Genomic DNA, 25,112 nt, shown 5'->3' with positions numbered 1-25,112 from the left:
TAGCGACACGATTTATCATGAGGTCAACGGTAATTCGCAATGAAATGAGTGGGTTAATTATGTGAAAATTTTGATTTCGTGATATTGATCCATCCAGGGCTTTGTCATTAAACCGTTTTTAAAATTCAACTCAACCAGGGACAGACGATGACGCAACTGAATCAATATGGTCAGCCAGTAGGTTTTGCTCTGCCAGATTGGCAGCCGCTAGCCTCGCCACCTGCTATTCCGCTTAATGGCCGCTTCTGCACGCTTGAACCGTTAAATATTGCTCACAGCGCCGCCTTGTTCGATGCCTTCTCAAACGCACCTGACGATCGGGACTGGACCTGGCTGGGTGCAACAAAACCCGCTTCGCTAACCGAGATGGAGAAGTGGGTCAGCGGAAAGTGCCAGGATGGCGCGCTGGTAAGTTATGCGGTGCTCGACCATCGCACTCAGCAAGCCGTGGGTGCCGTTTGTTTTGCCAATATTGAGGAGCAGAACGGTGCGATTGAGATTGGCCATGTCACCTGGTCACCGCTGATGCAGCGCAACGTGCTCGGCAGTGAAGCGATCTACTTGTTACTGCAACAGGCATTTGAGCTGGGTTATCGCCGGGTTGCCTGGCGTTGTGACTCGACTAACCTTGCCTCACGTCGGGCAGCGGAACGTCTTGGCTTCACCTATGAAGGGCGTTTCCGTCAGGCAATGACGCGCAAACAGCGCAATCGCGATACCGACTGGCTGTCGATCATTGATGGCGAATGGCCGCAGGTGAAGCATGCGATATCGGCCTGGCTGGCGGCGGATAATATGGATGAGCACGGGCGGGAGCAGCAAAAGCTGAGCGTATTTTTTGCCGGTAAATCCTGACAAATCACCGGCCGCAGCACAGGCGTCAGGAACGGTACTCTGGCAGATGGTAAGCCAGGATTTCCGTTGTTTCAACGTCATTCAAGGGCAGGAATGGGCCTTGCCCGCGTATTTTTGCCCTCATTTCATCAACACCTGAAACTGCGGATTAAACTCATCAAAAATCGGCAACGCCGCCGCCCCCAACGCTGCGGTATCACTGCCGGTTAAGCCGGTTTTCAGGCGTGAGCCGGTGAGATAGCGCCCGCGCACCGACTGATAGAGCGGTGGTAAGCGCTGAATGATCTTATCCAGTAGCGCCGCAGGCATCATGCCGCCGATGATCACGCTCTCCGCATCGAAAATGCACTCCAGCATATTGATGCCCTGGCGCAGCGGTGTTAGCACGGTATCAATCCAGCGGTCAAACACAGCGGGATCGACGTCCAGCAGATCGTCCGGCAACGCGGTCATCGGGTCCAGCCCACAGAACTCATAGGCAGCCTGCAGTGATACATAGCGTTCGAGGCAACCGTGATTGCCGCAATAGCATTCACGTCCCCCCGGTTCCACCACCACATGCCCGATTTCTCCGGCGTTGTGGGCATGGCCGCTGTACACATGGCCATCCATGATGATGCCAGCGCCTAATCCAGTGCCGATGTAGAGATAAATAAACGAGTTGAGATGGCGCGCAACGCCGTGGAAACGCTCCCCAATCGCCGCCACCGTGGCATCGTTCTCCAGCGTAACCGGCACGCCGCTCATTTCGGCCAGTCTTGCTTCGATATCGACCGACTCCCAGCCGTGCAAAGTAGTGGGGCCCACCGAAGAAATCCCCTCAACGCCAAACGGACCCGGCATCACTACGCCGATCCCCAGGACTTTCTGCCAACGGGCACCGAGCTGCGTTTTAATCTCTGCCAGTACCTCTGCAATGCGCGCTAAGGTGGCATCAGGTTGCGGTTTTTGCACCAGGATAAGGCGACGGAAGTGAATCTCACCGGTGAGATCCACCAGCACAATCAGCAGTGTTTGGTGATCGAGATGAATACCAATGGAGAACGCACTGGCCGGATTCAGGATCACCGGAATCGCCGGTTGTCCGCGCCCCTGCTTGCGTGGTTGACGGCTGGTCAGCAGTTCGGCAGCCTCCAATTCAGCCACGATATTAGATACGGTTTGCGGGGTTAGCGCAGTGAGCCGCGCCAGCTCTGCCCGCGTCAATTCACCGTGCAGGCGGATCGCTTCAATGATCACACGACGGTTGTGCGCGCGCGCATGCTCCAGATTGGTTCCTGATGTTTTCATCCCGCTTCCCTCTTCTCACGCCCGCGACTGCCAGCGCATCAATATCTATGATCGACGACACAATTTACAACCTGTTTACCTGACAGCAGCAAAAATCTGTGCAGAGTAGTGTCCAGCGGCAAACACGATATATGCCCTGGCACGTCACTTGCTTAAGCTATCTAATGTCAGCAGCAGCAATCTGACAACCTGTGCGCGTTATTAAATCAATCAAATTGATTTAATTAAACACCCTCTTCTTGCATCAAGGCGGAAAATGTTATGAAAAACCGGTTTTCGACCACATTGAAAGGCTGTGCCATCGCGGTGATGTTAGCCAGCGCCGGTAGCGCTGCAGCCGCAACCACCCTCAATGCGCTGTTTATGACTCAGGCGGCTTATAGCGAGAATGATATTCGCGCCATGACGCAGGAGTTCCAGAAAGCGCACCCGGATGTGCAGGTCAATCTGGAGTTTGTGCCGTACGAAGCGCTGCATGACAAAATTGTCGCGGCGCGTGGCGCAGGCGGTAATGGTTATGACGTAGTGCTGTTTGACGCCATCTGGCCAGCAGAATTCACAAAGTTTGATCTGCTGCAGGACGTCAGCAGCCGCATCGCTGCCGATGAAAAAGAGAAGATCTTCCCCGGCGCAATGAACACCGTGGTCTATAACGGCAAAACGCTCGGCATGCCGTGGATTCTGGATACCAAGTACCTTTATTACAACAAAGCGATGCTGGAGAAAGCCGGGATCACCACCCCGCCGCAAACCTGGCAGCAGGTAATTGATGACTCGCGCATCATCAAACAGAAGAACATCGTCAAATATCCACTGGTGTGGAGCTGGTCACAGGCGGAAGCGCTGGTGTGTGATTACACCACGCTGGTATCTGGCTTTGGCGGCAAGTTTTATAACAACGGCAAGCTCGATTTCTCCAGCCCGGCATCCTTGCAGGCGGTCAAGCTGATGAAAAGTTCGCTGGATGAAGGGCTGAGCAACCCCGCTTCACGCGAGTATCTCGAAGAAGACGTGCGTAAAGCCTTCTCCAACGGCGATGCCGCCTTCGCGCTGAACTGGACCTACATGTACAACATGGCTAACGATCCGAAGCAGAGCAAAGTGGCCGGCCAGGTCGGGATCGTTCCGGCACCGGGGGATGCGCCAGGTAAATTTGGTGCGGTGAACGGTTCGATGGGGCTCGGCATTGCTAAAGGCAGCACCCACGGTGACCAGGCGTGGCAATACATCAGCTACATGACTTCGCAACCGGTGCAAAACAAATACGCCACCCTGAGCCTGCCCATCTGGAAAAGCTCATATCAGGATCCTGCGGTGCTGAAGAATCAGGAAAGCCTGATCGCGGCGGCGGACAAATCATTGAACGTGATGCTCTCGCGCCCGGAAACCGCTGATTATTCGCGTCTCTCTAACACCTTGCAGCAGCAATTGCAGCAAGTGCTGGTGGGCAGCGCCACGCCAGACGCGGCCATGCAGGCAGTGGATAAAAGTGCGGCGCGTTTACGTTAAGGGGTCAGCATGCTGAGTTTGCGTCAACGCGAACAACGGCAGGCATGGGTGCTGTTAGCACCCATGTTGCTGGTGATGCTGTTGCTCACCGCCTGGCCGCTGCTGCGCACCATCTGGCTGAGTTTCACCGATGCTGCCCTCATTGGCAGCGGCGAAGCGCCAGCCTGGGTAGGTGTGGAGAACTATTTGTTCGCCATCACCGATCCCGATTTTCAAACTTCGCTGTGGCGCACGCTCTACTTCACCGTGGTATCGGTGGCGTTTGAGGGCATCATCGGTGTGTTAGTGGCGCTGCTGCTCAATCAGAAATTTGCCGGGCGCAATATCCTGCGCGTGCTGGTGATTCTGCCGTGGGCGCTCCCAACGATCGTCAACGCCATGATGTGGCGCCTCAACTTTAACCCCGATTACGGCAGCATTAACGCCCTGCTGACTCAATTGGGCATTATCGATGGCTATCGTAGCTGGCTGGGATCGCCGGATTCGGCATTGAACGCGGTGATGTTTGCCGATATCTGGAAAAACTATCCGCTGGTCACGCTGCTGGTACTGGCTGCGCTGCAATCGATTCCCGACGATCTTTTTGAAGCCGCACGTCTGGATGGCGCGTCCGCCTGGCGACGCTTCCGTGCCATTACCTTCCCGGCCATTGTCGGTCCGCTCAGCGTCGCGCTGGTGCTGCGCACCATCGATGCTTTCAAGATTTTCGACATCATCTACGTGATGACGCGCGGAGGTCCGGTCGATAGCACTAAAACCCTGAGTTTTTACGTTTATCAGGAGTCGTTCAGCTATCTGCGCGCGGGCAGCGGCGCGGCGTACGCGATGCTGATGACCTTGCTGTGCGCCGTGCTGATTACCCTGTACATGTTGTTAATGTGGCGTCAGCGCCGCAAAGGGAGCGCGTATGAAGGCTAAATTACGCAGCACGGCCAAATATGCCGCCGCGCTGCTGGTGGCGATTTCCGTACTCGCGCCGATGGGCTGGCTGTTTCTGATGAGCGTCAGTGCCACCAGCGATCTCACGCGGGTTCCGCTGGAATGGTTGCCCCGCCAGTGGGACTTCAGTCGCTACGGCCAATTGATCTCACTGGAACCCGGTCAACCCGGCACGCTGTTCCTGCATGCGTTGGGTAACAGCCTGTTAGTGGCAACCGGGGCGACGATTATCTGTCTGCTGCTGGCCATTCCGGCGGCGTTCAGCTTTTCCCGCTACCGTGGTCGCGATGGCTGGCTTTTTGCCTCGCTCGCCATTTACATGGTACCGCCGGTGGCGTTTGTGCTGCCGCTCTACTTCCTGCTGCAACAGTTTGATCTGCTTAATACCCGCCCCGGTTTGATCATCGTTTATTGCTCGCTGATCCTGCCGTTCCTGACGTGGATGCTGAAAAACCAGTTCGATGCCTTACCACAGGATATTGAGCAAGCGGCGCGGCTGGATGGCTTGCGCGTCTGGCAGGTACTGCTGCGCATTACCCTGCCACTGGCGAAACCGGTATTGGGTGCAGCGGCGCTGTTTGGCTGGTTGCTGGCGTGGGATGAGTTTTTCTATGCGCTGTTGTTCACCAGCAACATCGCGGCACAAACCTTGCCAGTGACGATTGAAGGCTTTACCGCCGGGCGCGCCACCGATGATGGTTTGATCGCGGCGGTCGGGATTCTGGCCTCGGTACCGCCACTGTTGATTGCTATCTGGCTACAGAAAACGCTGGTGAGCGGCCTGGCCAGTGGTGGGAGCAAAGGATGAAGATGAAAATGGACTCTACCGCCACACTGTATGTGGTCGGCAATATTAACGTTGATTTGATCATGGGCACCCTCGACCACTGGCCGCAACGTGGCACCGAAGTAATGATGAATCACAGCGAGCTGCGTCCAGGCGGATCGGCGGGCAACTGCGCGTTAGCCCTGGAAGCGATGCAGGTACGGCATCGGGCGGTGGCGAATCAGGGCGATGATGGATTAAGCGCCTGGCTTGGCAGTTACTTCCCACACAGCGTCGCGCACTGGACGCGCTACCACTGTGAAACGTCGCTCACCGTGGGTGTGACGCATTCCGATCACGAGCGTTCCTTCCTCAGTAATCTCGGCCATATTGTGCGACTTACCGCCGAAGATGTGCTGAACCAACTGCCGCTGCGTGCCAGTGAAGGCGATATCGTGCTGCTGTGTGGCACCTTCTTATGCCTGCATCTGTACAACGAATACCCGCTGTTGCTGAGTGAGTTGCAGCAGCGCGGTTATATCACCGCTGTCGATACCGGCTGGCCACCGCAGGGCTGGACCGAAGAGGTTCGTCAACACACTGCGCAGTGGTTGCCGCTGTGTGACTGGTTGCTGCTCAATGAAGTCGAGACGCTGGGCTTGATGAACGCGGAGGATCTCAACCTGGCCGCAACCCAACTCGCTCAACAACTCAGCGGACGTGGCGCTTGCGTAGTGAAATGCGGAGCGCAGGGGGCGGGTTGCTGGCAATCGCAGCAGCACATCATCCAGCCCGCCAGGCCCGTCACCGTGGTGGATACCATTGGCGCAGGTGACAGTTTTAACGCCGGTTTTCTCACCGCATTGCTGCATCAGCAGAATATCACCACCGCGCTGCAATGGGGCATCGCGGTGGCTTCACTGGCAATCAGTACCCAGCCGCGTCGCTATCCCGACTGGCATCAACTGCAACTTTCCGCACAGGAGCGCTAAATCATGGCCAGTGTTGAACTCGTAAAAGTGGCTAAGCGCTACGGCAAGCAATCGGTTCTGCATCCGCTCGATCTCACCATTCCCGACGGCAGTTTTACCGTGCTGGTCGGCCCGTCCGGCTGCGGAAAATCCACGCTGCTCCGTCTGCTAGCCGGGCTGGAGAGCCTGTCAGACGGCGCGATCATGATGGATAAAGTCCAAATCAACGATCGCGACCCGGCCGATCGTGATATCGCTATGGTGTTTCAAAGTTATGCGCTTTATCCGCATCTGACGGTGGCAGAGAACCTCGCATTTCATATGCAGGTGAAGAAAGTAAAGCGCGAAGAGCAACAGAGCAAAATCGAACGCATCGCCGGGATTCTCGGCATTGATAAGTTGCTGGGGCGCTATCCGCGTGCGTTGTCCGGCGGGCAGCGCCAGCGCGTGGCGATGGGCCGCGCGATGGTGCGCAATCCGCAAGTGTTCTTGTTTGATGAGCCGTTGTCCAACCTCGATGCACAGCTGAGGATGGAGTTACGGGCAGAAATCAAATCACTGCACCAGCGCTTCAAAACCACCATGGTGTATGTCACGCACGATCAGGTTGAAGCCATGACGCTGGCCGATCAAATTGTGGTGATGAAAGAGGGTCGCATTGTGCAGCAAGGTGCCCCGCTGGCGATTTATGATCGGCCGGCGGACACGTTCGTGGCGCGTTTTATCGGATCTCCGCCGATGAACCTGTTACCTGCACAGTTGATCACGCGCGATGACATTCCGGGTGTGCAGTGCCAGGATTTATGGCAACCGCTACCTTTGCGCTGGCAAGCGGCGGCACGTGAATGCAATGGCGCGCAGGTGACGCTGGGGGTGCGCCCTCACGATCTCATCGAGGCTGACACGCGCGCGCTCGCCACGGTAAAAGTGGTCGAAATCACGGGTGAATCCACGTTATTGCATCTCGAATGGCACGGCCATGCGATGCACATGCAGATCGCCGGGCGCCATGCTGCAGTGAGTGGTGATCAGATTCGTATTGGATTCAACGCCGAAAAGATTCATCTGTTTGACGCGGAAAGCGGATTACGCCTGAGCGAAGGGTAAATAATATAAAAAAGCCACCCAAATGGGTGGCGAAATATATTGATAGAAAATGCATAACAACGATGGTGGCAGGCACTCATTCCTTAAGCACCGTACCCTGACTATTTTACCCAAGTGGCTATTTTATTCTGTTCTCTCTGTTTAAAGATAACGTAAATCTTACTTCTTTCTTTAACAGATAAATAACCACTACCAGGTTTTTCCGATATTAAACTGGAACTGCTCAGACTTATCGCCTTCATATTTCTTGATCGGCAAGGCATAAGAGAACACCAGTGGACCCAGTGGTGATTGCCATTGCAGTGCCAGACCGCTAGAGACACGAATTTCACTGGGATCACCATAATCCGGAATGCCCGCCGCACGCGTTGCAGCGGTATTTTCCCATTTGGTATCCCAAACGGTACCGGCATCGACAAAGAACGAGGTGCGCAGTGAATCCGCATAACGATCGCTCACAAATGGGGTCGGGACGATTAACTCCGCGCTCGCCACAGCCATCGCATTACCCCCCACCGCATCATCCGACTTATTCACCGAACAGTTGCCATAGCTGCTTTCGCTGCCGGTACAGCTGTAATAAGCCGCTTTTGGCCCGATGGTATTGGATGAGAATCCGCGCACGGAGCTGGAGCCGCCGGCGTAGAAGTTGTCGTAGAACGGTACTTCTTTGCCACCGAACCCATCCGCATAGCCCGCTTTGGTGCGGCCCATCAGCACCCAGCGATGGTCACTGCTCAGCGGTAAGTATGCGTTGGCACTCATCGTACTTTTGTAATAGCTGTTGGTCGATCCCGGGATCGTCACTTTGGTGTTGAAGCCCGCTGAAACCCCCGAGGTCGGGAAGAAGCCGCGATCTAACGAATTGTAATTCCAGCCAATGTTCCAGAAGAAGTCATTGGCGACAAACTTCTCATCGCTGGTGGCGTAATCATCGTCATCATCTTCATTGGTGGTGATGACTTTCGGATGGATGCCCTGCGATCCCAGGTAGCGCCACATAGAGACCTGCGGTGCCATATTACTGACGCGGTTGTAGGTGTAATCCAGCCCTGAGCTCAGATTACTGTTTTCGCTGATCGGGAAGCTTAATGTACTGCTGGCACCAAAACTCTTCAGCGTGTATTCAGACAGGTCATTATCTTCGGCGCTGTAATCGTTGTAGAACAGTTTACCGCCAAGACTCACGCCATCCACGGTGAAGTACGGATTGGTGGCGGCAATTTCAACATAGGTTTGATAACTGTTTTTCGTGCCGCTAAAACTCACGGTATTACCGGTACCCATCCAGTTATCCTGGCTGACGCCAAGCTGGTAACTGATGCCGCTGTCGGTGCCGTACCCAAGACCGACGTTGAAAGTGCCGGTGTTACGCTCTTTCACCTTGTACACCACATCCACCTGATCAGGGCTGCCGGGCACACGCTGGGTATCAACATCGACGCTTTCGAAATAGCCGGTACGATTGAGACGGGCCTTACCTTGATCAACAGCATCGCTGGCTAACCACGATCCTTCCATCTGGCGCATTTCGCGACGTAACACCGAATCCTTCGAGGTGTCATTGCCGCTGAACTTCACCTGACGCACGTAGAAACGATGTCCCGCTTCAACATTCACATGCAGTTTAACGGTTTTGTCTGCATCGTTAATTTCAGGCTGAGAACTGACTTGCGGGAAAGCATAGCCGTAGCGACCGAGCAGCGCTTTGATCGCGCCTTCGTTCTCGGTAATTTTGGCACCGCTGTATAAAGCCCCTGACGGTATATGGGCCAGTTTCTCAATTTCTGCGGAGTGTCCCGCCATATCGCCGTTCAGGATAACATCGGAAATATGGTAAACATCTCCTTCATGAATATTGACTGTCAGATAAATACTTTTCTTATCGGGCGTTAAACTCACTTGCGTTGAATCAATATCAAAACGTGCAAAACCGCGATCGAGATAATAGCTACGCAGTGTTTCTAAATCGCCGGACAGTTTTTGTTTCTGGTATTTCTGATCGGCAATAAAATTCCACCACGGCACATCATCACGCAATTGGAAGTGGGAGATGAGTTCATCAGACGAGAAGGCGTGATTGCCGACAATATTGATCTGCTGAATCTTCGCAGATACACCCTCGGTAAACACGAACTTCAGATCGACACGATTGCGTGGCAACGGCGTGACCACAGCTTTGACGCTGGCAGTGTATTTACCCGCGCTGTAGTAGAAATCTTCCAGCCCTTTTTCAATATCCGATAATGTGGTGCGATCCAGCGCTTCGCCGACCCGCACGCCGGTGGCGTCGAGATTTTGCTTCAGCTGATCTTCTTTGATTGCCTTGTTGCCGGAGAAGGAAATGCTGGCAATGGCCGGGCGTTCTTTCACACGAATGAGCAGCGCATCGCCATCGCGCAGCACTTGCACATCTTCAAAGTTGCCCGTGGCAAATAGCGCACGAATGGTGTTACGAATATCGTCATCCGTGACGCGATCGCCCACGCGTACGGGCATACTCAGCATGGCCGCACCCGGTGCGACGCGCTGCAAGCCGTCAAAATGAATATCCCTGAGGGTGAAATCGTCTGCACCAAAAGCTGTGGTGGTTACCATGAAAAGTAACCCGGTTAACATCTTTTTCATCTGCTATGAGCCTGCCGTTTTTCCATTCAACGCATTTCTGCCGCACCACAAAAAAACGGGCTGAACACGCGGTTCAGCCCGTTAGTTGCGGCGATATGTTCCGGAAAAAAGACCACTGCGCCAAAGGTAAATTCAGCGCAATTGACGGATTTTCGCTTACCTTACAGTAAGCTGAAAAGCCGCTGCAGAAATGACAGCATAAGGATTACCCTTCTGCCGTCACCGGCTGGAAAGTACGACGGTTCAGACTGGTCAGAATCACCAGTGTCACCATCATCAGTAACTCCACGCCAAGGGTACCGGAGATGGCCGCCAAATGATTGCCATGCACGTTTATCTGTGTGAACACGCCTCCGAGCAGCATCGGGCCCAGGCCGAGTGCCGATTGCTGTACGGTGGATAACACCGCGCTGCCCGCGCCCGCCTGGTGATGCGGTACACCGCTCATGCCGATACGGTAGAAGGTGCTAACGATAAATGACTGACCAAAGCCAATCAGTATCGTGGCCGGCATCAGGGTAAAGACGCCAACCTCTGGCCAGGCAAACTGGAAAGTGGCGATGAGGGCGATCAAACCGATCATCTGGATGCCACAGCCGGTCAAGAGCGTGGTGCGCTTACCAAAACGTTCCACCATGCGTGTCGAACGCATCGCGCCAATGAAGTAGGCGGCACCCAGTGCGATAAACGCATTACCCGACTGAAATGCGGTTAAACCAATACCCGACTGCAGCGTCAGCGCTACCGCAAACATAAAGCCGCTCCAACAGGAGAAGAACAACACCGCCAGGGTTAAACCAAAGCGAACGCTTGGCAGACGCAGCAGCGAGGGGGGCAGCAACGGCGAACCACCTTCTGCTTCCAGACGGAGTGAACTCTGACGCAGACGATGCAATAACACCGGGAACAGCACCAGCAGCAGAATGCAGGGCCACGACCAGTGCAGCAGCGGACCCAGCGCGAGCGCCAGCATCAGGCAACCAATCGCGCCCGCTAACAGCAAGGTACCGCTGACATCGACCGGCACGCGCTGGTTATTGTGGGTTTCAGGCACAAAACGACGCGCAGTGATCAGCACAAAAAGGCAAATCGGCAGGTTGATCAGGAACACGCTGCGCCAGCCGTAACCACCGATATCCGCTTTAATCAGGAATCCGCCCAACACCTGACCAATAATAAAGGCCAGCCCGCCAATGCCGCCGTACAGACCGATGGCGCGGGCATGCTCCCTGCCCTTCATGGTGACATGCATAGTGGCGAGGATTTGCGGCACGATGAAAGCGGCGCCGACACCCTGCAATGCGCGGGCAAACATCAACAGACCGACGCTGTTAGCGATGCCACATAATAAAGATGCAATACCAAAGATCCATACTCCTGCAAGGAATACGCGGCGACGTCCATAGTTATCCCCCAGGCGTCCGCCCATCGCCAGACAGATGGCGAATGCAATGCCGTACACGGCGACGATCAGCGCCAGCTCAATCGATGTGGCGCGCAACGTATGCGCCATGGCATCTAACGCCACGTTGACAATGGAAAAATCGATCATGGGCAGCAGTTGCCCAGCCAGCAGGACCACCAGTCCCGCGCGTTGAAGTTGCGATCTGTGCATCGTTTTTGACCTTGTTTTTAAGTGCAGTACGGCATAGCATCACCTAACCGTTAAACGGGTACCAGTTCTTATTTATCATGGTATAAATACTACCCGTCTCGTCCGGAGATCTGCTTATGAGTACGGCCACTGCGCTTGTCGCTGCGGAACACAATAATCGAAAACTGCTGGGCACTTTTCTACGTACCCGCCGTGAAAGCCTCGATCCTAACCGCCTCGGTTTGCCACCTATGCGTCAGCGTCGGACCCCAGGTTTAAGACGTGAGGAAGTGGCGCAGTTAGCGGATGTGGGCGTGACCTGGTACACCTGGCTGGAACAGGGACGCGATATCAAAGCCTCGCCAAAAACCCTGACGGCGATTGCCACAGCACTGCAGTGCAACGATGTGGAAACTCAGCATCTGTTTTCCCTTGCCGGGCACTCACTGCCTTCGGTGCGGGTGGCGGCCGCCTGCTGCAAAATTGCGGCGCACAATCAGCAAATGCTGGATGCGATTCAGTTACCGGCGATTATCGAAACACCACGCTTCGACATTCTTGGCTACAACGCCGCTTGGTGCGCATTGATGGGCGTGGATCTTGCGGAAATCGCCGTGGAGGATCGCAACTGCATCTGGCTGGCGTTTAATCACCCCGGGTGGCGCAAGGCAATTAATGATTGGGAAGATGTCATGCCGCAGATGGTAGCCATGTTTCGTGGGCAGATGGGCGAGCATCTCGGAGACCCGCATTGGGAGAGCTTCCTGGCTCGCTTGCTGAATAGCTCGGATGAATTTGCCCATACCTGGCAACGCTACGAACTGGGCAAGGTGGAAAATCGGCTGAAGCGTTTTTACCGCGAGGAAGTCGGTGAAATGACGCTGCGCCAGAATAACTGGTGGTCTGCTTCACGCAACGGCGACCGCCTGCTGGTGTATGTGCCGGATGATGAGCAGAGTGCGGCATCGCTGCAAAAATTGGTGAAACCATAAAATCGGCCACCAGCGCAACAATGCTGTACTTTCATTGAGGCAGCCAGCGCTAACCAAAGAACCGGCCTGAAGACCCGCCACCTCCGAATGACACCTGGGTTTCGACGCTACCAGCGCTTTTCGGCAAACCAGCTGACCAGCCATTCAGTTAAAGCGCTGATTTTTGCCGACTGAAGTTGGCTGGACGGTTTCATCAACCAGACACCATCCTCACCGATAGCCTGCCAGTCGGATAAAACGGCAACCAGCGAGCCCTCAGCCAGCTCCTTTTGCACTAGCCAGTTGGCCGCCAGTAATACCCCCATGCCTGCCTGGGCTGCCAGCACCAGTGCATCCATCTCGTCGCTCTCAAAACGCGTTTGCACTGGCACCGCGATCTGATGACCGTCTTTCTCCAGACGCCATTCCGGCCAGCTGTGCATTGGGGTAAAACCCAGACAGTCGTGCTGGCGGAGATCCTGAGGCTGGTTTAACGCGGAATGACGACCCAGATAATCGGGTGACACGCAGAGCAACCGACGGGTATCTGCCAGCTTGCGTGCTATCAGTCGGCTATCCGTAAGCACACCAATACGAATCGCCATGTCAAAATTATCCCCCAATAAATCGACATAACGATCGCTGCAATTCAGCACAATGCGAACATCAGGATAAGCCTGCAAAAAGCCGGGTAGCGCCTGTGCCACCCAGCTACGACCGAATGATGCTGGCACGGTTAAACGGATGGTGCCCGCGGGGCGAGCGGCCAATGCTCGTGCCTCCTCCTCCGCCTCACGCAGCAACTCATCGGCCAGTTCGATTTTCTGGCGGTAGCGCTGCCCCTCCTCCGTAGGACGAATGCGTCGCGTGGTGCGCTCGATCAGGCGAATTCCCAGCCGCTTTTCCAGCGCAGCAATGCGGCGTGAGACCACAGAAACATCACGTCCCAGTTCACGCGCGCCCGCACTGAAGCTGCCTGCACGTACCACGGCTAAAAACGCTTCGCGCTGGCGAAAATCGTCATCCTGCATTATTGCTCCCTGTGCAACAGTCATTTGGTTTGAGCATCGATTATAGCGCCTGTTTTCACGCCACACTAAACGCACATTGAACACAGGAGAATACGATGCGAGCTATCCAATTGACTGCCCCGAACATTAATGCCCTGACGATCACTGAACTGCCCCGCCCACTACCTGGCCAGGGCGAAGTGTTAATACGGCAACATGCGGTGAGCCTGAACTACCTCGATTTGGCGCTGGCAACGGGTCAGTTTGGGGACCTCCCACAGCCAATTATTCCGGGTGCAGACAGCGCAGGGGAGATCGTGGAATTAGGTGCGGGTGTGCATGGCTGGGAGATTGGTGAACCTGTGATACCCGGAATGATGCACAGCTGGCATGCGGGTTTGATTCGCGCTGAACATCATCATGCCCTACGCGGCGTGACGGGCAATGGCGGGTTGGCGGAATTTGCCGTAGTACCGGCGGCTTCATTGGTGCGCATTCCTGAATTCCTTAGCTGGCAGCAGGCCGCCACACTGCCGATTGCGGCAACAACGGCCTGGAATGCCATCGTGCGCGGTAAGGTTCAGCCTGGCAGCACAGTGCTGTTGCTTGGAACAGGTGGCGTAAGTCTGTTTGCGTTGCAATATGCTAAAGCGGCGGGCGCGCGGGTGATTATGCTCTCCTCTTCCGATGAAAAACTGGCGAAGGTGAAAGCCCTGGGTGCCGATGAAGGGATTAATTACCGCGATGAACCCGAGTGGGATAAACGGGTGCTGGCGCTTACGCACGGTCAGGGGGCGGATTTGGTGCTGGAGTCAGTCGGTGCGACAACATTTGCAAAATCGATTAATGCGGCGGCCTATAACGGAACGATTTTTGTGATTGGGTTTGTGGGTGGTGCGGAGTTGACTGTGCCGGTACTGCCAATCATGCAGAAGATGTTGAATATTGTCGGGAATAACACAGGCTCAACGGCGGACCTGCGTCAGGCGGTGAGAGCGATTGAAGTGTCTGGGATTGTTCCCGAGATTGATCGCGTGTTTACCTTTGCGGAAACGCAGCAGGCTTATCGTTATCTGCAATCTGCCGGACACGTGGGGAAAGTGGTGATTGATTTGAAAGTCTGAGTACGGGGCTTTCATTGCACATAGAAATTGGTCGGTGCACATCGGCTCCAAGCAGTCACCGTAAGGTCGCCATTCACGGCGACCAGCATGTAAGCCCTAAAAAGGGGGGCTAAAACTCAGATCGCATTCAAAATGCGTAACGCTTCGCGATTAAACGCAGGAAGATCATCCGGTGTGCGACTGGTGACGAGCTTATCGTCATCGACGACCACTTCCTGGTCATAAAAATCTGCCCCCGCGTTCCGTAAATCAATAGCGATAGCTTTAACACAGGTCATCTTGCGGCCGCGCACACCATTGGCGCTAATCAGCAACTGTGGACCGTGACAAATTGCGAATACCGGTTTGCCACTGGCGACAAATTCTTTGGTGAAATTCACAAATCGGTCATCACCGCGCAGTGCATCAGGCGAATGACCGCCGGGCAGCAGTAATGCATCAAATTCAGCGGCGTTAACGTGATCAATATCCTTGTCAATGGTGACTTCCGCTTTTCCTTGCTTCCCTTTAACAACCTTTCCCGCTTGCATCTCAATCGTCACGACCTCATGACCCGCGTTGGTATAGGCTTCTGCGGGCGAGGTGAACTCTGAATCTTCAAATTCATCAGTGATCAGGACGGCGATCTTCTTACTCATTTCTTTCTCCTTGCTGGGAAAACGCGGTGCGTTTATGGCTGGATAACCCAACAAGTCTGGTCGCCATGTTTTAGAACGCAAGCCAGGCGGCAGGTAATCATGGCAATTTGAATGGGGAGTATTATGCTTTGCATAGATCTTCCATATACAGCATGAGAGTGGATAGTAAGCATACGGTGTGAACCGTATTGACAGGATGTGCCGGAACTCTCCGGATATGTAAACTCACCACAGTAGTCACCCACCCACGCGAGCGTCCTCGCTTCAATCCTTAGTCCCAAATCAGAGGCGGTGCTGTCTTTGACGAAGCGGGAGATCAGCACTATTTTTTGAGCGAGGTTCTAGACGATAAGCATCAAGGTTCTTCAGTCACAAAATAATCAAAAGACAGGCAAATCAACCCTGACCACAGCGCAGGGTATTTTAGGACGATAAAACTTTTCGGGGCGGGTGTTGATGAGATTACGTTCACTGCAGGTTCTCTGTCTGCTCAACTTCTTTATCGCTGATGTCCGGGATGGGCTGGGCCCGTTTCTGGGCATTTTTCTGGTATCCCACCACTGGCGAGCGGAAGAAATTGGTCTGGTGATGACGTTGGGCGGATTAGCTGGACTATTGGCTACCTTCCCCGCAGGGATGATTGTCGATGCCACCCGTTTTAAACGACTATTGATTGTTACTGCATCTCTGCTGATTACTTTGAGCGCCCTCGCCCTCTGGTATTTCCCCACATCTGCTGTGGTTATTTTATCGCAAATTATTACCGGTATTGCGGCAGCTGTCGTTGCGCCAGCGATTGCGGGTGTCACCTTAGGTATCACCGGTCAGAAAGGTTTTTTGTCTCAGATGGGACGAAACGAAGCTTTTAACCATAGCGGCAATATGGCGGTGGCGGTGCTGGCGGCCATCACCTGCTGGATCTGGGGCACCGGTTCGGTATTCTTGCTGATGACCACCATGGCGGTATGCGCGGTTTTATGCACTTTAGCGATCAACAAAAACGATATAGATCACGATGTGGCCAGAGGAATAGAAAAGCATGAAGGTCCGACCGTGTCTGTCTCTGTGCTGGCATTAATAAAGCGACCCGAACTGGCACTAACAGGGTTGACCTTGCTTCTCTTCCATCTGGCCAATGCAGCGCAACTGCCCATGTTAAGCATGCAGGTTGCCTCCTCTCCCACGGAATCTTTGTTCTCGCCGGGAACCTATGCTGCCCTCACAGTCGCCATTTCTCAAGCGGTGATGATCCCTGTCGCATTGCTTACAGCGCGATATGCATCACGGTATGGTTATGCCAGACTTGTTGTTATTGCGCTGATTGTACTGCCATTTCGTGCAGCGATTGCGTCGTTCTGGAGCAATGAGTTCGTGTTGTTTCCCGTGCAGGCTCTGGACGGTGTCGCTGCGGGTATCTTAGGCGTTGCCGTTCCCGGACTTATTGCCTCATTATTTAATGGTTCAGGACATATCAACGCCGCGCTTGGGCTCGTTATGCTGCTACAAGGATTGGGAGCCTCATTCAGCCCGGCATTGGCTGGTGCCATCGTCAGCCACACCTCATGGAGCTTTGCCTACCTTATTTTAGCGGGCATTGCGCTTTGCGCCGTTTTCATCTGGATAATATTCAGCAAGCATGTTTTTAAATCACTTTAGGCTGAACAAAAAACGATGTTGGGAATAATAAAATGGAGATTTATTGGCATAACGTATGACTCGCACGTACCACACACGCTGATAAAAATCTCAAAAGCATCCCTGCCCCTCATTTTTATCCTGAATATCCTTTTCACGCATAAAATTTCACTTTATCCCTCAATATTCCGCCCTTTCACATAGCGCCAGAAGCGTTCCGCCGTGAGATTTAAGCGTGCGCCTGAGCGATAAACATAAGCCGAAATCTTAAGCGATAGGCTGTGGTCCATGATCGCCAGCCTTCTCTCCTCCAGTTCACGCTGAATCGAGTAATCCGGCAGCCAGCCAACGGCATCGCCTTTCAGGATCATTCTTTTCAGTAACTCGCTCATCGATGAAACAAAGGTCAGAATAAAGGTGGTATTGGGTATGCGATCAATTACCTGATTAACCTGGCGACCCATATAACTGTCATTGGCATATTTGACCAGCGGCAGTGTGTCGCCATTAATAGAGAATATCGGCTTACCGTGCTGATCACAGGGTGAGACCAGATGCAGAGCGGAATCGAAAATTTTATGGTTGATGAACGGGTAATTCATCAACTCTTCGTTATAAAAGGACAGGATAAAATCACTTTTCCCCTCCTTAAGATTGAATACTGCGTCATTGACGTTAATCGATTCAACAAAAAACACCTTGTCCGGGCTGTCGCGGTAATCCGCTAAGATGTCGGGCAGCAGAAGGACGGAAAGTGAAGGCGCCGCATCGATACGGATACTTTGCTTTGACTTATCTTCCCCCTTGATTCGACTAATCTGGAAGTCCATATCGTCAAGCATGTTTCTGGCATAGCCGACAAATATCCTGCCCTGCGGCGTCAACTGTGGCGGGTTCACTTCACGATTAAATACGCTAAAACCCAGGTTCGATTCGAGTGCCTGAATCCTTCTGCTAAACGAGGATTGCGAAATATTTCGTCTCTCTGCCGCAAGGGTAAAGCTGCGGCATTCTTCTAATGCAATCACATCATAGAACCACTTCACTTCGAGGTTACTTAGCACGTCTTCGCTCCAATTACAGCCCCCATTTCTATGCATTTTTTACATGACAAATGATTTATATGCAATTTCTGCATCAAAAAGCCAGTGCTACTATCCATCCTCTACTCGGGTCGGCCCTTGCCGTCTCGCCATGCATCCAATGAGTCAGGGTATTTTATGAGCGCAATTAAATCTGTCATGCAACATCTCTCAAGCCTTGGCATCAACGATGTCAGCGAGATCGTCTATAACCCGAATTACGAATTGCTGTTCGAGCATGAAACGTCAACCGAGCTTAAAGGCCCGGCGCGCGGAATATTAACGACCTCAGGTGCGGTGACGGTTGATACCGGCGAGTTCACTGGCCGCTCTCCGCGCGATAAGTACATCGTTCGCGACGATGTGACGCGCGATACCCTGTGGTGGTCGGATGCTGGCCTGGGGCGTAACGATAACAAACCGATGTCCACTGAAGTGTGGGCACACCTGAAAACGCTGGTTGCCGATCACTTATCTGAGAAAGCGCTGTATATCGTTGATGCCTGGTGTGGTGCCAGTGCCGATACTCGTCTGGCCGTGCGTTTTGTCACTGAGGTGGCGTGGCAGGCGCATTTTGTCAAAAATATGTTTATCGCACCAACCACCGAAGAGCTGGCAAGCTTTACCCCGGACTTCACGGTGATTAATGGCGCCGGTTGCGTCAATCCGCAGTGGCAGGAGCAAGGGTTAAACTCAGAGAACTTTGTTGCTTTCAACCTCACAGAGAATATCCAGCTGATTGGCGGGACCTGGTACGGCGGCGAAATGAAAAAGGGGATGTTCTCAGTGATGAACTACCTGCTGCCGCTGAAGGGTATCGCGTCAATGCACTGCTCAGCAAACCGGGGTGAAAAAGACGACGTGGCGCTGTTCTTTGGCCTCTCCGGTACCGGAAAAACCACACTGTCGACCGATCCGCGTCGCCAGCTCATTGGTGATGATGAGCACGGCTGGGATGCAGACGGCGTATTCAATTTTGAAGGCGGCTGCTATGCCAAGACCATCAATCTGAAAGCGGAATCTGAACCGGAAATTTATGGCGCCATCCGCCGCAACGCGTTGCTGGAAAACGTCGTTGTTCGTGAAGATGGCAGCGTGGATTATGCCGATGGCAGCAAAACCGAGAACACACGCGTCTCTTATCCACTGTCGCACATCGAGAATATCGTGCAGCCGGTGTCTCGCGCCGGTCACCCTTCCCGCATTATCTTCCTTGCAGCGGATGGATTCGGCGTGCTCCCACCAGTATCTCGCCTGACGCCAGAACAGATGCAGTATCACTTCTTGTCTGGCTTCACTTCCAAGCTCGCGGGCACCGAGCGCGGGATTACTGCCCCAACGCCGACATTCTCTGCCTGCTATGGTGCGGCTTTCCTGATGCTGCATCCAACACAATATGCTGATGTGCTGCAGGAGAAAGTTGCGCAGAGCGGTGCTGAAGTGTGGCTGGTGAATACGGGCTGGAACGGCGCGGGTGAGCGTTTGTCGTTGAAAGATACACGCCAGATCGTCAACGCCATCCTTGAAGGGGAAACTGGCGCATTGCGTGAAGAAAAACTGCCGATCTTTGGCCTCGCCATTCCGCAAGAGATTGCTGGCGTCGATGTGAACACGCTCGATCCGCGCAACGGCTGGGCATCACCAGCAGAATGGCAGGAAGCGGCAGAGAAACTGGCACAGCTGTTTATCAATAATTTCAAACAGTACAGCAACAACGAGGCCGGGGCGCGTATTGCGCAGGCTGGTCCGCAGTTGTAAATGCGCTTAGGCTTATCATTCGCTGGCACGCGGTTGCCGCTGATGTGGCGCTGAAATCTCAGTAAACTCACGCTGCCCTGTGTAATATCGCTGGGCAGCGTTCTGTTTAAAAGAACAGAGAGAATGCTGGTCCTCAGGCATTCTTTATCACTTACCCAGCGGCGAGGTAGTGTTAGCACAAGAGCAATATTATACGGTGCAGGTTGTTCAACAGGAGATTTCAACCGCGGGATGGAGTCAGCACGAGCGGGAGGTGATGTCGGACTATCACTGGTGGAAACTGGAAGAACTGATATGCAGTGGGGAACGCTATTATCCGGAAAATTTAGCGGCTTTGCTGGAAATCGCCCAGCAGTCTGCTGCACGCTGACGGTTGCAGGCGGCAATCATAACCGCCTTCGATAAGCCCTGTCGGCGCATCAATTCTTATCGTTATCGCTACGGTAAATATCTGGACGCGTGATTGTCCACGCATAATCAGGACGATTGACTGGCTCGTAGCCAAATTTCTCATAAAGCCATGGCGCTGTCGTAGTGAACAACATGATCCTGCGCAGCCTGTTAAATAGAGGATGGTCATGAATGCACGTCATTAACCATCTGCCTAACCCCTCCCCCTGATGCGCTTCCAGTACATACACGTCACAGAGATAAGCAAAGGTCGCATAATCTGTTATGAGCCGGGCAAATCCGACCTGAGATTGATGATGATAAATGCCAAAGTTGAGGCTATTTTGAACTGAAGCGGTGACGGTTTCCACGTCTATGCCTTTCGCCCATGTTGAGCGCGTCAGATACTGGTGTATCGCCTCCACATCCAATTTTGCGCTGTCTGTACTAATGAGATAGTCATTTTGATGCCATTCATGGATTGATGGAAGCGTCACTCTTCACTCCAAATAACTTTTTCAGTGGTGCTGAAATCCTATCATAGCGGAATGACCATGGGTTCTGATGTATATTGCTTTGCGAGATCCGATGTTATTGATATCGATCCGTGTTAATTAACAGAGCGTTGGTTTTCGCTACTCTGTCATTAATCTGGGTGAAAGAAATCCTGCAGAATTAAACGGGTGTTCTTTGAGGACTTTGACATGACCCCCTTTTATCAACTTACCGCCACCAGCCTGAGCGGCCAGCTTATTTCAATGGCTGATTACGCTGGCAAACTGGTTTTGGTGGTGAACACCGCCAGCCACTGTGGCTTTACACCACAATACACAGGCCTCGAAGCGCTTTATAAGAAGTACGCCGCTCAGGGGCTGATGGTGCTGGGCTTCCCCTGCAATCAGTTCGGTAAGCAGGAGCCCGGTGACGCCGACGCGATCTCACAAACCTGCCACATCAACTACGGTGTAAGCTTTCCGATGTTCGAGAAGATCGAGGTCAACGGAGCCGCTGCCCACCCGGTGTTTAGTTATCTGAAAAGCGAATTACCCGGCGTGCTCGGCGGTAGGATCAAGTGGAACTTTACGAAATTCCTCATCGGACGCGACGGCAACCCCATTAAGCGGTTTGCACCCTTTACTACGCCAGAGAAAATGGAATCAATAATAATGGCTGAACTTAAAATTTAAATGTTCCTGACACTGAACTATTCGGTTTGGTAAGACTTCCACTCCTGCAGATTAATGCAGTACATCAGGCTGGGTGGAAGCCCTTCTATGTCCGTTACTTTTTTTTGAAATTTTAGTCCTGCCTTTTCCAGCACCTTTTGAGAGGCAATATGATTTTCTCTCACTACGCCGACAATCTCGTCAAGACCAACCTCTTCAAATCCGAAGCGTAAAGCCCTTCTGGAAAGTTCAGTGGCATAACCTTTACCCCAGGCTTCTGGCTCAAATCTATATCCTAAGTTATTTGTTTTACGCCCATCAAAATGGCTTACAAAAACCCCGCCAAAACCAATGACACGCTGCGGATTCGCTTTCTCAAAAATGGTCCAATCGCCGAAACCGTTTTCCTTATCACTCTCGAGTGAGCGCATTAATGTTTCTTTCGCATAATCGATGTTGGGATACGGGCCACGCGGATTAAACTTATGCGTTTCAGGATTGCCGTAGATTCTGAAAAGGTCGTCCAGATCCTCAGCTAAATTAAAACGATAAAGCAAGCGTTCAGACTCCCAGAACATACCGTTTACCCCTGTCATTTCATCAGAGTCCTTTACTTTAATAGATCGAAGATAAATATGACTATAGGAGGGTTTTAAAAACCGCTAAATCATAGCCTCGCCCGGCAAATTGTAAATTTATGTCTATGCTGTATCTGAATCAACAGCTATGAGCTGGATTCAGCTTAACGATTTACAGTTTTTTATAATGAGAGATCAACCAAAAGTGTTTGATTTTTAAGGGAAGGGTAATGCTTAGTTTAAGACGTAAAAAGGTTAAACCGATGCGGCTGAAGGACGTGACAATCATTGATGATGCTCGTCTCAAGAAGGCGATTACCGCCGCCGCTCTGGGTAATGCGATGGAGTGGTTCGACTTTGGGGTTTACGGCTATGTTGCGGCCGTTTTGGGCAAGGTGTTTTTCCCAGGTGCCTCTCCGGGCATCCAGATCATCGCCGCTTTGGGCACATTCTCCGTTCCGTTTATCATCCGTCCGCTAGGGGGAATGTTCTTTGGTGTATTAGGTGATAAATATGGCCGCCAGAAGATACTCGCCATCACTATCATATTGATGACCTTCAGTACTTTCAGCATCGGTCTCATTCCCTCCTATGCCACTATCGGCTTCTGGGCACCGGTCTTACTGCTGATTGCGAAAATGGTGCAAGGATTCTCGGTGGGAGGGGAATATACCGGCGCATCCATCTTTGTGGCGGAGTACTCACCCGACCGTAAACGCGGATTTTTAGGCAGCTGGCTTGATTTCGGTTCACTGGTTGGCTTCGTCTGCGGCGCCGGTGTGGTTGTGCTGCTCACCACCATTCTTGGCCAGGAAACCTTTAACGACTGGGGTTGGCGCATCCCCTTCTTTATGGCGTTGCCGCTGGGTTTAGTCGGCCTATACCTGCGTCATGCACTTGAAGAGACCCCGGCATTCCAGAAACATGTAGATTCACTGGAAGAAGGTTCCAAACAAGGTTTAAGTGAAGGCCCTTCCGTTCCATTTAGAGAGATTGCACGCAAGCACTGGCGGAATCTGATCTCCTGCATCGGCATCGTGATCACCACCAACGTGGCTTACTACATGCTGCTGACTTACGTGCCGAGTTACCTGACCCACAATCTGCACTATTCAGAAGACCGGGGTGTTTTGATCATCGTCGTTATCATGCTGGCGATGCTGTTTGTGCAACCGGTTATGGGATTACTCAGTGATAAATTTGGACGTCGTCCGTTTATCATTATTGGTAGCGTGGCCATGGTGCTGTTATCTATTCCCTCCTTCATGCTGATTACTCATCACAGTTTAGTCGCACTCTTTTTTGGTCTCCTCATTCAGGCAGTCATCCTCAACTGCCTGATAGGCGTGATGGCTTCCACTCTGCCCGCGTTATTCCCGACGGAAGTGCGTTACAGCGCGTTGGCCAGCACCTATAACATCTCCATTTTGGTGGCGGGTATTACCCCTACCCTTACCGCCTGGTTAGTGGAAGTGACGGGCAATCTTTACATGCCCGCGTGGTATTTGATGGTGGTAGGTGCGATTGGCGTGGTGACGGGTTTTACCGTGAGAGAAACCGCTAACAAACCGCTGTATGGTGATACCCCGGCGGCCTCATCCCTTGAAGAGGCTAAAGAGTTACTGCAGGAACATCATGATGGCATTGAGCAGCGCATCGAGGATATTGATGAACAAATTGAGGCGTTGAAGAATAAGCGCCGCAATTTAGTCGCTCAACACCCCGAAATAACGCAATAAATAATAGCCGCTGCCTTCGGGCAGCGGATTTTCATTCAATCGTATTCGCCCCCCTATACGTTACCCGGCGCAGAACACTCACAACCGTCTATACTTTCAGTGAGTTGGTTAGATGATGACTCCAGATTCAATTAACGAATAACATTGAATATCGCTTTATCATGGTCGCTAATGAGTAACAAATAAACTCATTATTAGTGAGTAAATGATTTATTGATAACCGGGTTGAATACGGTTACTGAATGTTTAATTTATCTGACAACGTTAAGTTGTCAGCTGAGTATGAGGGAAAATAATGCCATCGATATTTGATGAGTTATCTGACGCCCCTTCATGGGTGCCTGCTGTGTTACTTGTCACCCTTTCGCTTGTCGCGGGTTTTTTGGCTCGCTTCCTACTGCTTAGATTTATACGTTACTGGCAGAATCGCGACAGAAAATTATTTAAGTCACTTGAAAAGCATCTTCGTGGATCCTTATTTCTGTTCATTCCACTCATGTTGATTAATGTCGGGGCTGACTATGTTAATATTCATCCCGATTCACTTTCGTTCATTACTCCCACACTGAATGTTTTTATCATATTGTCGTTATGCTCCGTGTTAATCAGGTTGACCAACGTCGCGCAGGATATGCTATTTATTCGCTATGATATTAATCTGTCAAACAACCTGCGCGCCAGGAAGATTCGCACCCAGATCATTTATGTCAAAAAGGTCGCGATTGTCCTGCTTGTGTCATTCTGCCTTTCACTGATTCTTATCAGCATTCCCGGCGTGAGAAAATTCGGCACCACCATTCTCGCAGGCGCCGGGGTGGCAGGAATCATCATTGGTTTTGCGCTGCAGAAGTCACTGGTAAATCTGTTCGCTGGCATTCAAATCGCCTTCACGCAACCGATCAAAATTGATGATGCCGTTGTGGTTGAAAATGAATGGGGCTGGATTGAGGAGATCAACCTGACCTATGTTGTGGTGCGTATCTGGGACCTGCGTCGACTGGTGCTGCCGATTACCTATTTTACCGAGAACGCCTTCCAGAACTGGACGCGCAACAATGCCCAAATATTAGGCTCGGTTTTTCTTTACCTCGATTACTCGATGCCGCTCGAACCGCTGCGTCAGCATTTTGAAAAAATTCTCAGCGAAACCAAACTCTGGGATCAGCAAACTCAGGTGCTTCAGGTGACCGATACCACTGACAAAACCATGACGATTCGTTTATTAATGACCGCACAAAACTCCCCAACAGCCTGGGATTTACGCTGCTATGTGCGCGAGAAGATGATTGAGTTTATTCAGCAGAATTATCCGCAGAGCCTTCCTAAAGTGCGGGCAACGCTGAATGGATAAGAACGGAAACT

21 protein-coding genes are annotated in these 25,112 nt (G+C 52.5%); 13 read left to right on the top strand and 8 right to left on the bottom strand.

Features of this window, described 5'->3' with window-relative positions:
- The first annotated feature begins 147 nt into the window (after nt 1-147).
- On the top strand, nt 148-855 hold the full coding sequence (locus tag IAE30_RS18485) for a GNAT family N-acetyltransferase (RefSeq protein ID WP_200680608.1): 708 nt from the start codon (nt 148-150) through the stop codon (nt 853-855).
- A 120-nt stretch (nt 856-975) separates the two neighbouring features.
- Here the strand turns inward: IAE30_RS18485 and IAE30_RS18480 are convergent, their stop codons facing one another.
- Nucleotides 976-2,145 (bottom strand): ROK family transcriptional regulator, encoded by a 1,170-nt coding sequence (locus IAE30_RS18480; protein WP_200680606.1) that lies wholly within the window; start codon nt 2,143-2,145, stop codon nt 976-978.
- A gap of 261 nt (nt 2,146-2,406) precedes the next feature.
- Between IAE30_RS18480 and IAE30_RS18475 the strand changes: the two genes are divergently transcribed.
- From IAE30_RS18475 to IAE30_RS18455, 5 genes are read left to right on the top strand one after another with little or no spacing between them, the layout of a single operon-like run.
- The gene (locus IAE30_RS18475) at nt 2,407-3,654 is read left to right on the top strand and encodes an extracellular solute-binding protein (RefSeq protein WP_200680604.1); all 1,248 of its coding nucleotides are present in this window, start codon (nt 2,407-2,409) and stop codon (nt 3,652-3,654) included.
- 9 nt (nt 3,655-3,663) lie between these two features.
- Entirely contained in the window at nt 3,664-4,572 is a 909-nt protein-coding gene (locus tag IAE30_RS18470; RefSeq protein WP_200680602.1) for a carbohydrate ABC transporter permease, read from the top strand.
- Entirely contained in the window at nt 4,562-5,401 is an 840-nt protein-coding gene (locus IAE30_RS18465; RefSeq protein WP_200680600.1) for a carbohydrate ABC transporter permease, read from the top strand. The genes IAE30_RS18470 and IAE30_RS18465 overlap by 11 nt, the downstream gene beginning before the upstream one ends.
- Before the next feature lie 8 nt (nt 5,402-5,409).
- Entirely contained in the window at nt 5,410-6,351 is a 942-nt protein-coding gene (locus tag IAE30_RS18460) for a carbohydrate kinase family protein (RefSeq protein ID WP_045834299.1), read from the top strand.
- A 3-nt stretch (nt 6,352-6,354) separates the two neighbouring features.
- The gene (locus IAE30_RS18455) at nt 6,355-7,437 is read left to right on the top strand and encodes an ABC transporter ATP-binding protein (protein WP_200680598.1); all 1,083 of its coding nucleotides are present in this window, start codon (nt 6,355-6,357) and stop codon (nt 7,435-7,437) included.
- Nucleotides 7,438-7,626: 189 nt separating this feature from the next.
- On the opposite strand, the gene bamA is transcribed toward IAE30_RS18455, so the two are convergent.
- On the bottom strand, nt 7,627-10,065 hold the full coding sequence (bamA, locus tag IAE30_RS18450) for an outer membrane protein assembly factor BamA (protein WP_200680596.1): 2,439 nt from the start codon (nt 10,063-10,065) through the stop codon (nt 7,627-7,629).
- 205 nt (nt 10,066-10,270) lie between these two features.
- Nucleotides 10,271-11,680, bottom strand: a complete 1,410-nt coding sequence (locus IAE30_RS18445; RefSeq protein WP_200537030.1) for an MFS transporter — start codon at nt 11,678-11,680, stop codon at nt 10,271-10,273.
- Between the two features lie 116 nt (nt 11,681-11,796).
- Here IAE30_RS18445 and IAE30_RS18440 point away from each other — a divergent pair, with 116 nt between their 5' ends.
- The gene (locus IAE30_RS18440) at nt 11,797-12,651 is read left to right on the top strand and encodes a helix-turn-helix transcriptional regulator (protein WP_045816165.1); all 855 of its coding nucleotides are present in this window, start codon (nt 11,797-11,799) and stop codon (nt 12,649-12,651) included.
- Nucleotides 12,652-12,758: 107 nt separating this feature from the next.
- On the opposite strand, the gene IAE30_RS18435 is transcribed toward IAE30_RS18440, so the two are convergent.
- On the bottom strand, nt 12,759-13,661 hold the full coding sequence (locus IAE30_RS18435) for a LysR family transcriptional regulator (RefSeq protein WP_200537028.1): 903 nt from the start codon (nt 13,659-13,661) through the stop codon (nt 12,759-12,761).
- A 95-nt stretch (nt 13,662-13,756) separates the two neighbouring features.
- Here IAE30_RS18435 and IAE30_RS18430 point away from each other — a divergent pair, with 95 nt between their 5' ends.
- On the top strand, nt 13,757-14,764 hold the full coding sequence (locus IAE30_RS18430) for an NAD(P)-dependent alcohol dehydrogenase (protein WP_200537027.1): 1,008 nt from the start codon (nt 13,757-13,759) through the stop codon (nt 14,762-14,764).
- 116 nt (nt 14,765-14,880) lie between these two features.
- Here the strand turns inward: IAE30_RS18430 and IAE30_RS18425 are convergent, their stop codons facing one another.
- The gene (locus IAE30_RS18425) at nt 14,881-15,402 is read right to left on the bottom strand and encodes a type 1 glutamine amidotransferase domain-containing protein (RefSeq protein WP_045816168.1); all 522 of its coding nucleotides are present in this window, start codon (nt 15,400-15,402) and stop codon (nt 14,881-14,883) included.
- Nucleotides 15,403-15,858: 456 nt separating this feature from the next.
- Here IAE30_RS18425 and IAE30_RS18420 point away from each other — a divergent pair, with 456 nt between their 5' ends.
- Entirely contained in the window at nt 15,859-17,058 is a 1,200-nt protein-coding gene (locus tag IAE30_RS18420) for an MFS transporter (protein ID WP_200537026.1), read from the top strand.
- Between the two features lie 152 nt (nt 17,059-17,210).
- Here IAE30_RS18420 and IAE30_RS18415 read toward each other — a convergent pair whose 3' ends face one another.
- Nucleotides 17,211-18,101, bottom strand: coding sequence for a LysR family transcriptional regulator (locus tag IAE30_RS18415; protein ID WP_200537025.1), 891 nt, complete (start codon nt 18,099-18,101; stop codon nt 17,211-17,213).
- 156 nt (nt 18,102-18,257) lie between these two features.
- Between IAE30_RS18415 and pckA the strand changes: the two genes are divergently transcribed.
- A complete protein-coding gene (pckA, locus tag IAE30_RS18410; RefSeq protein ID WP_200537024.1) occupies nt 18,258-19,877 on the top strand; it encodes a phosphoenolpyruvate carboxykinase (ATP) in 1,620 nt (539 codons plus the stop codon).
- A 419-nt stretch (nt 19,878-20,296) separates the two neighbouring features.
- Here the strand turns inward: pckA and IAE30_RS18405 are convergent, their stop codons facing one another.
- Nucleotides 20,297-20,764, bottom strand: a complete 468-nt coding sequence (locus IAE30_RS18405) for a GNAT family N-acetyltransferase (protein WP_045816171.1) — start codon at nt 20,762-20,764, stop codon at nt 20,297-20,299.
- A 207-nt stretch (nt 20,765-20,971) separates the two neighbouring features.
- Between IAE30_RS18405 and IAE30_RS18400 the strand changes: the two genes are divergently transcribed.
- Nucleotides 20,972-21,454, top strand: coding sequence for a glutathione peroxidase (locus IAE30_RS18400; RefSeq protein WP_200537023.1), 483 nt, complete (start codon nt 20,972-20,974; stop codon nt 21,452-21,454).
- 17 nt (nt 21,455-21,471) lie between these two features.
- On the opposite strand, the gene IAE30_RS18395 is transcribed toward IAE30_RS18400, so the two are convergent.
- Nucleotides 21,472-22,011, bottom strand: coding sequence for a GNAT family N-acetyltransferase (locus IAE30_RS18395; RefSeq protein ID WP_200537163.1), 540 nt, complete (start codon nt 22,009-22,011; stop codon nt 21,472-21,474).
- Nucleotides 22,012-22,241: 230 nt separating this feature from the next.
- Here IAE30_RS18395 and proP point away from each other — a divergent pair, with 230 nt between their 5' ends.
- Both proP and IAE30_RS18385 read left to right on the top strand, forming a co-directional pair.
- Nucleotides 22,242-23,750: a glycine betaine/L-proline transporter ProP gene (gene proP / locus IAE30_RS18390; protein WP_045816173.1), complete on the top strand. Its 1,509-nt coding sequence runs from the start codon at nt 22,242-22,244 to the stop codon at nt 23,748-23,750.
- A gap of 295 nt (nt 23,751-24,045) precedes the next feature.
- A complete protein-coding gene (locus IAE30_RS18385) occupies nt 24,046-25,101 on the top strand; it encodes a mechanosensitive ion channel family protein (protein WP_045816174.1) in 1,056 nt (351 codons plus the stop codon).
- The last annotated feature ends 11 nt before the right edge of the window (nt 25,102-25,112 follow it).

Origin of the sequence: Pantoea sp. S61, from assembly GCF_016625145.1 — a bacterium.
Lineage (GTDB): Bacteria > Pseudomonadota > Gammaproteobacteria > Enterobacterales > Enterobacteriaceae > Pantoea > Pantoea rwandensis_B.
This window is presented reverse-complemented; position numbering and strand designations above follow the sequence as displayed.

Coding starts and splice junctions, on each gene's coding strand:
- IAE30_RS18485 (WP_200680608.1), top strand. CDS start 148: ATGACGCAACTGAATCAATATGGTCAGCCAGTAGGTTTTGCTCTGCCA.
- IAE30_RS18480 (WP_200680606.1), bottom strand. CDS start 2,145: ATGAAAACATCAGGAACCAATCTGGAGCATGCGCGCGCGCACAACCGT.
- IAE30_RS18475 (WP_200680604.1), top strand. CDS start 2,407: ATGAAAAACCGGTTTTCGACCACATTGAAAGGCTGTGCCATCGCGGTG.
- IAE30_RS18470 (WP_200680602.1), top strand. CDS start 3,664: ATGCTGAGTTTGCGTCAACGCGAACAACGGCAGGCATGGGTGCTGTTA.
- IAE30_RS18465 (WP_200680600.1), top strand. CDS start 4,562: ATGAAGGCTAAATTACGCAGCACGGCCAAATATGCCGCCGCGCTGCTG.
- IAE30_RS18460 (WP_045834299.1), top strand. CDS start 5,410: ATGGACTCTACCGCCACACTGTATGTGGTCGGCAATATTAACGTTGAT.
- IAE30_RS18455 (WP_200680598.1), top strand. CDS start 6,355: ATGGCCAGTGTTGAACTCGTAAAAGTGGCTAAGCGCTACGGCAAGCAA.
- bamA (WP_200680596.1), bottom strand. CDS start 10,065: ATGAAAAAGATGTTAACCGGGTTACTTTTCATGGTAACCACCACAGCT.
- IAE30_RS18445 (WP_200537030.1), bottom strand. CDS start 11,680: ATGCACAGATCGCAACTTCAACGCGCGGGACTGGTGGTCCTGCTGGCT.
- IAE30_RS18440 (WP_045816165.1), top strand. CDS start 11,797: ATGAGTACGGCCACTGCGCTTGTCGCTGCGGAACACAATAATCGAAAA.
- IAE30_RS18435 (WP_200537028.1), bottom strand. CDS start 13,661: ATGCAGGATGACGATTTTCGCCAGCGCGAAGCGTTTTTAGCCGTGGTA.
- IAE30_RS18430 (WP_200537027.1), top strand. CDS start 13,757: ATGCGAGCTATCCAATTGACTGCCCCGAACATTAATGCCCTGACGATC.
- IAE30_RS18425 (WP_045816168.1), bottom strand. CDS start 15,402: ATGAGTAAGAAGATCGCCGTCCTGATCACTGATGAATTTGAAGATTCA.
- IAE30_RS18420 (WP_200537026.1), top strand. CDS start 15,859: ATGAGATTACGTTCACTGCAGGTTCTCTGTCTGCTCAACTTCTTTATC.
- pckA (WP_200537024.1), top strand. CDS start 18,258: ATGAGCGCAATTAAATCTGTCATGCAACATCTCTCAAGCCTTGGCATC.
- IAE30_RS18400 (WP_200537023.1), top strand. CDS start 20,972: ATGACCCCCTTTTATCAACTTACCGCCACCAGCCTGAGCGGCCAGCTT.
- IAE30_RS18395 (WP_200537163.1), bottom strand. CDS start 22,011: ATGTTCTGGGAGTCTGAACGCTTGCTTTATCGTTTTAATTTAGCTGAG.
- proP (WP_045816173.1), top strand. CDS start 22,242: ATGCTTAGTTTAAGACGTAAAAAGGTTAAACCGATGCGGCTGAAGGAC.
- IAE30_RS18385 (WP_045816174.1), top strand. CDS start 24,046: ATGCCATCGATATTTGATGAGTTATCTGACGCCCCTTCATGGGTGCCT.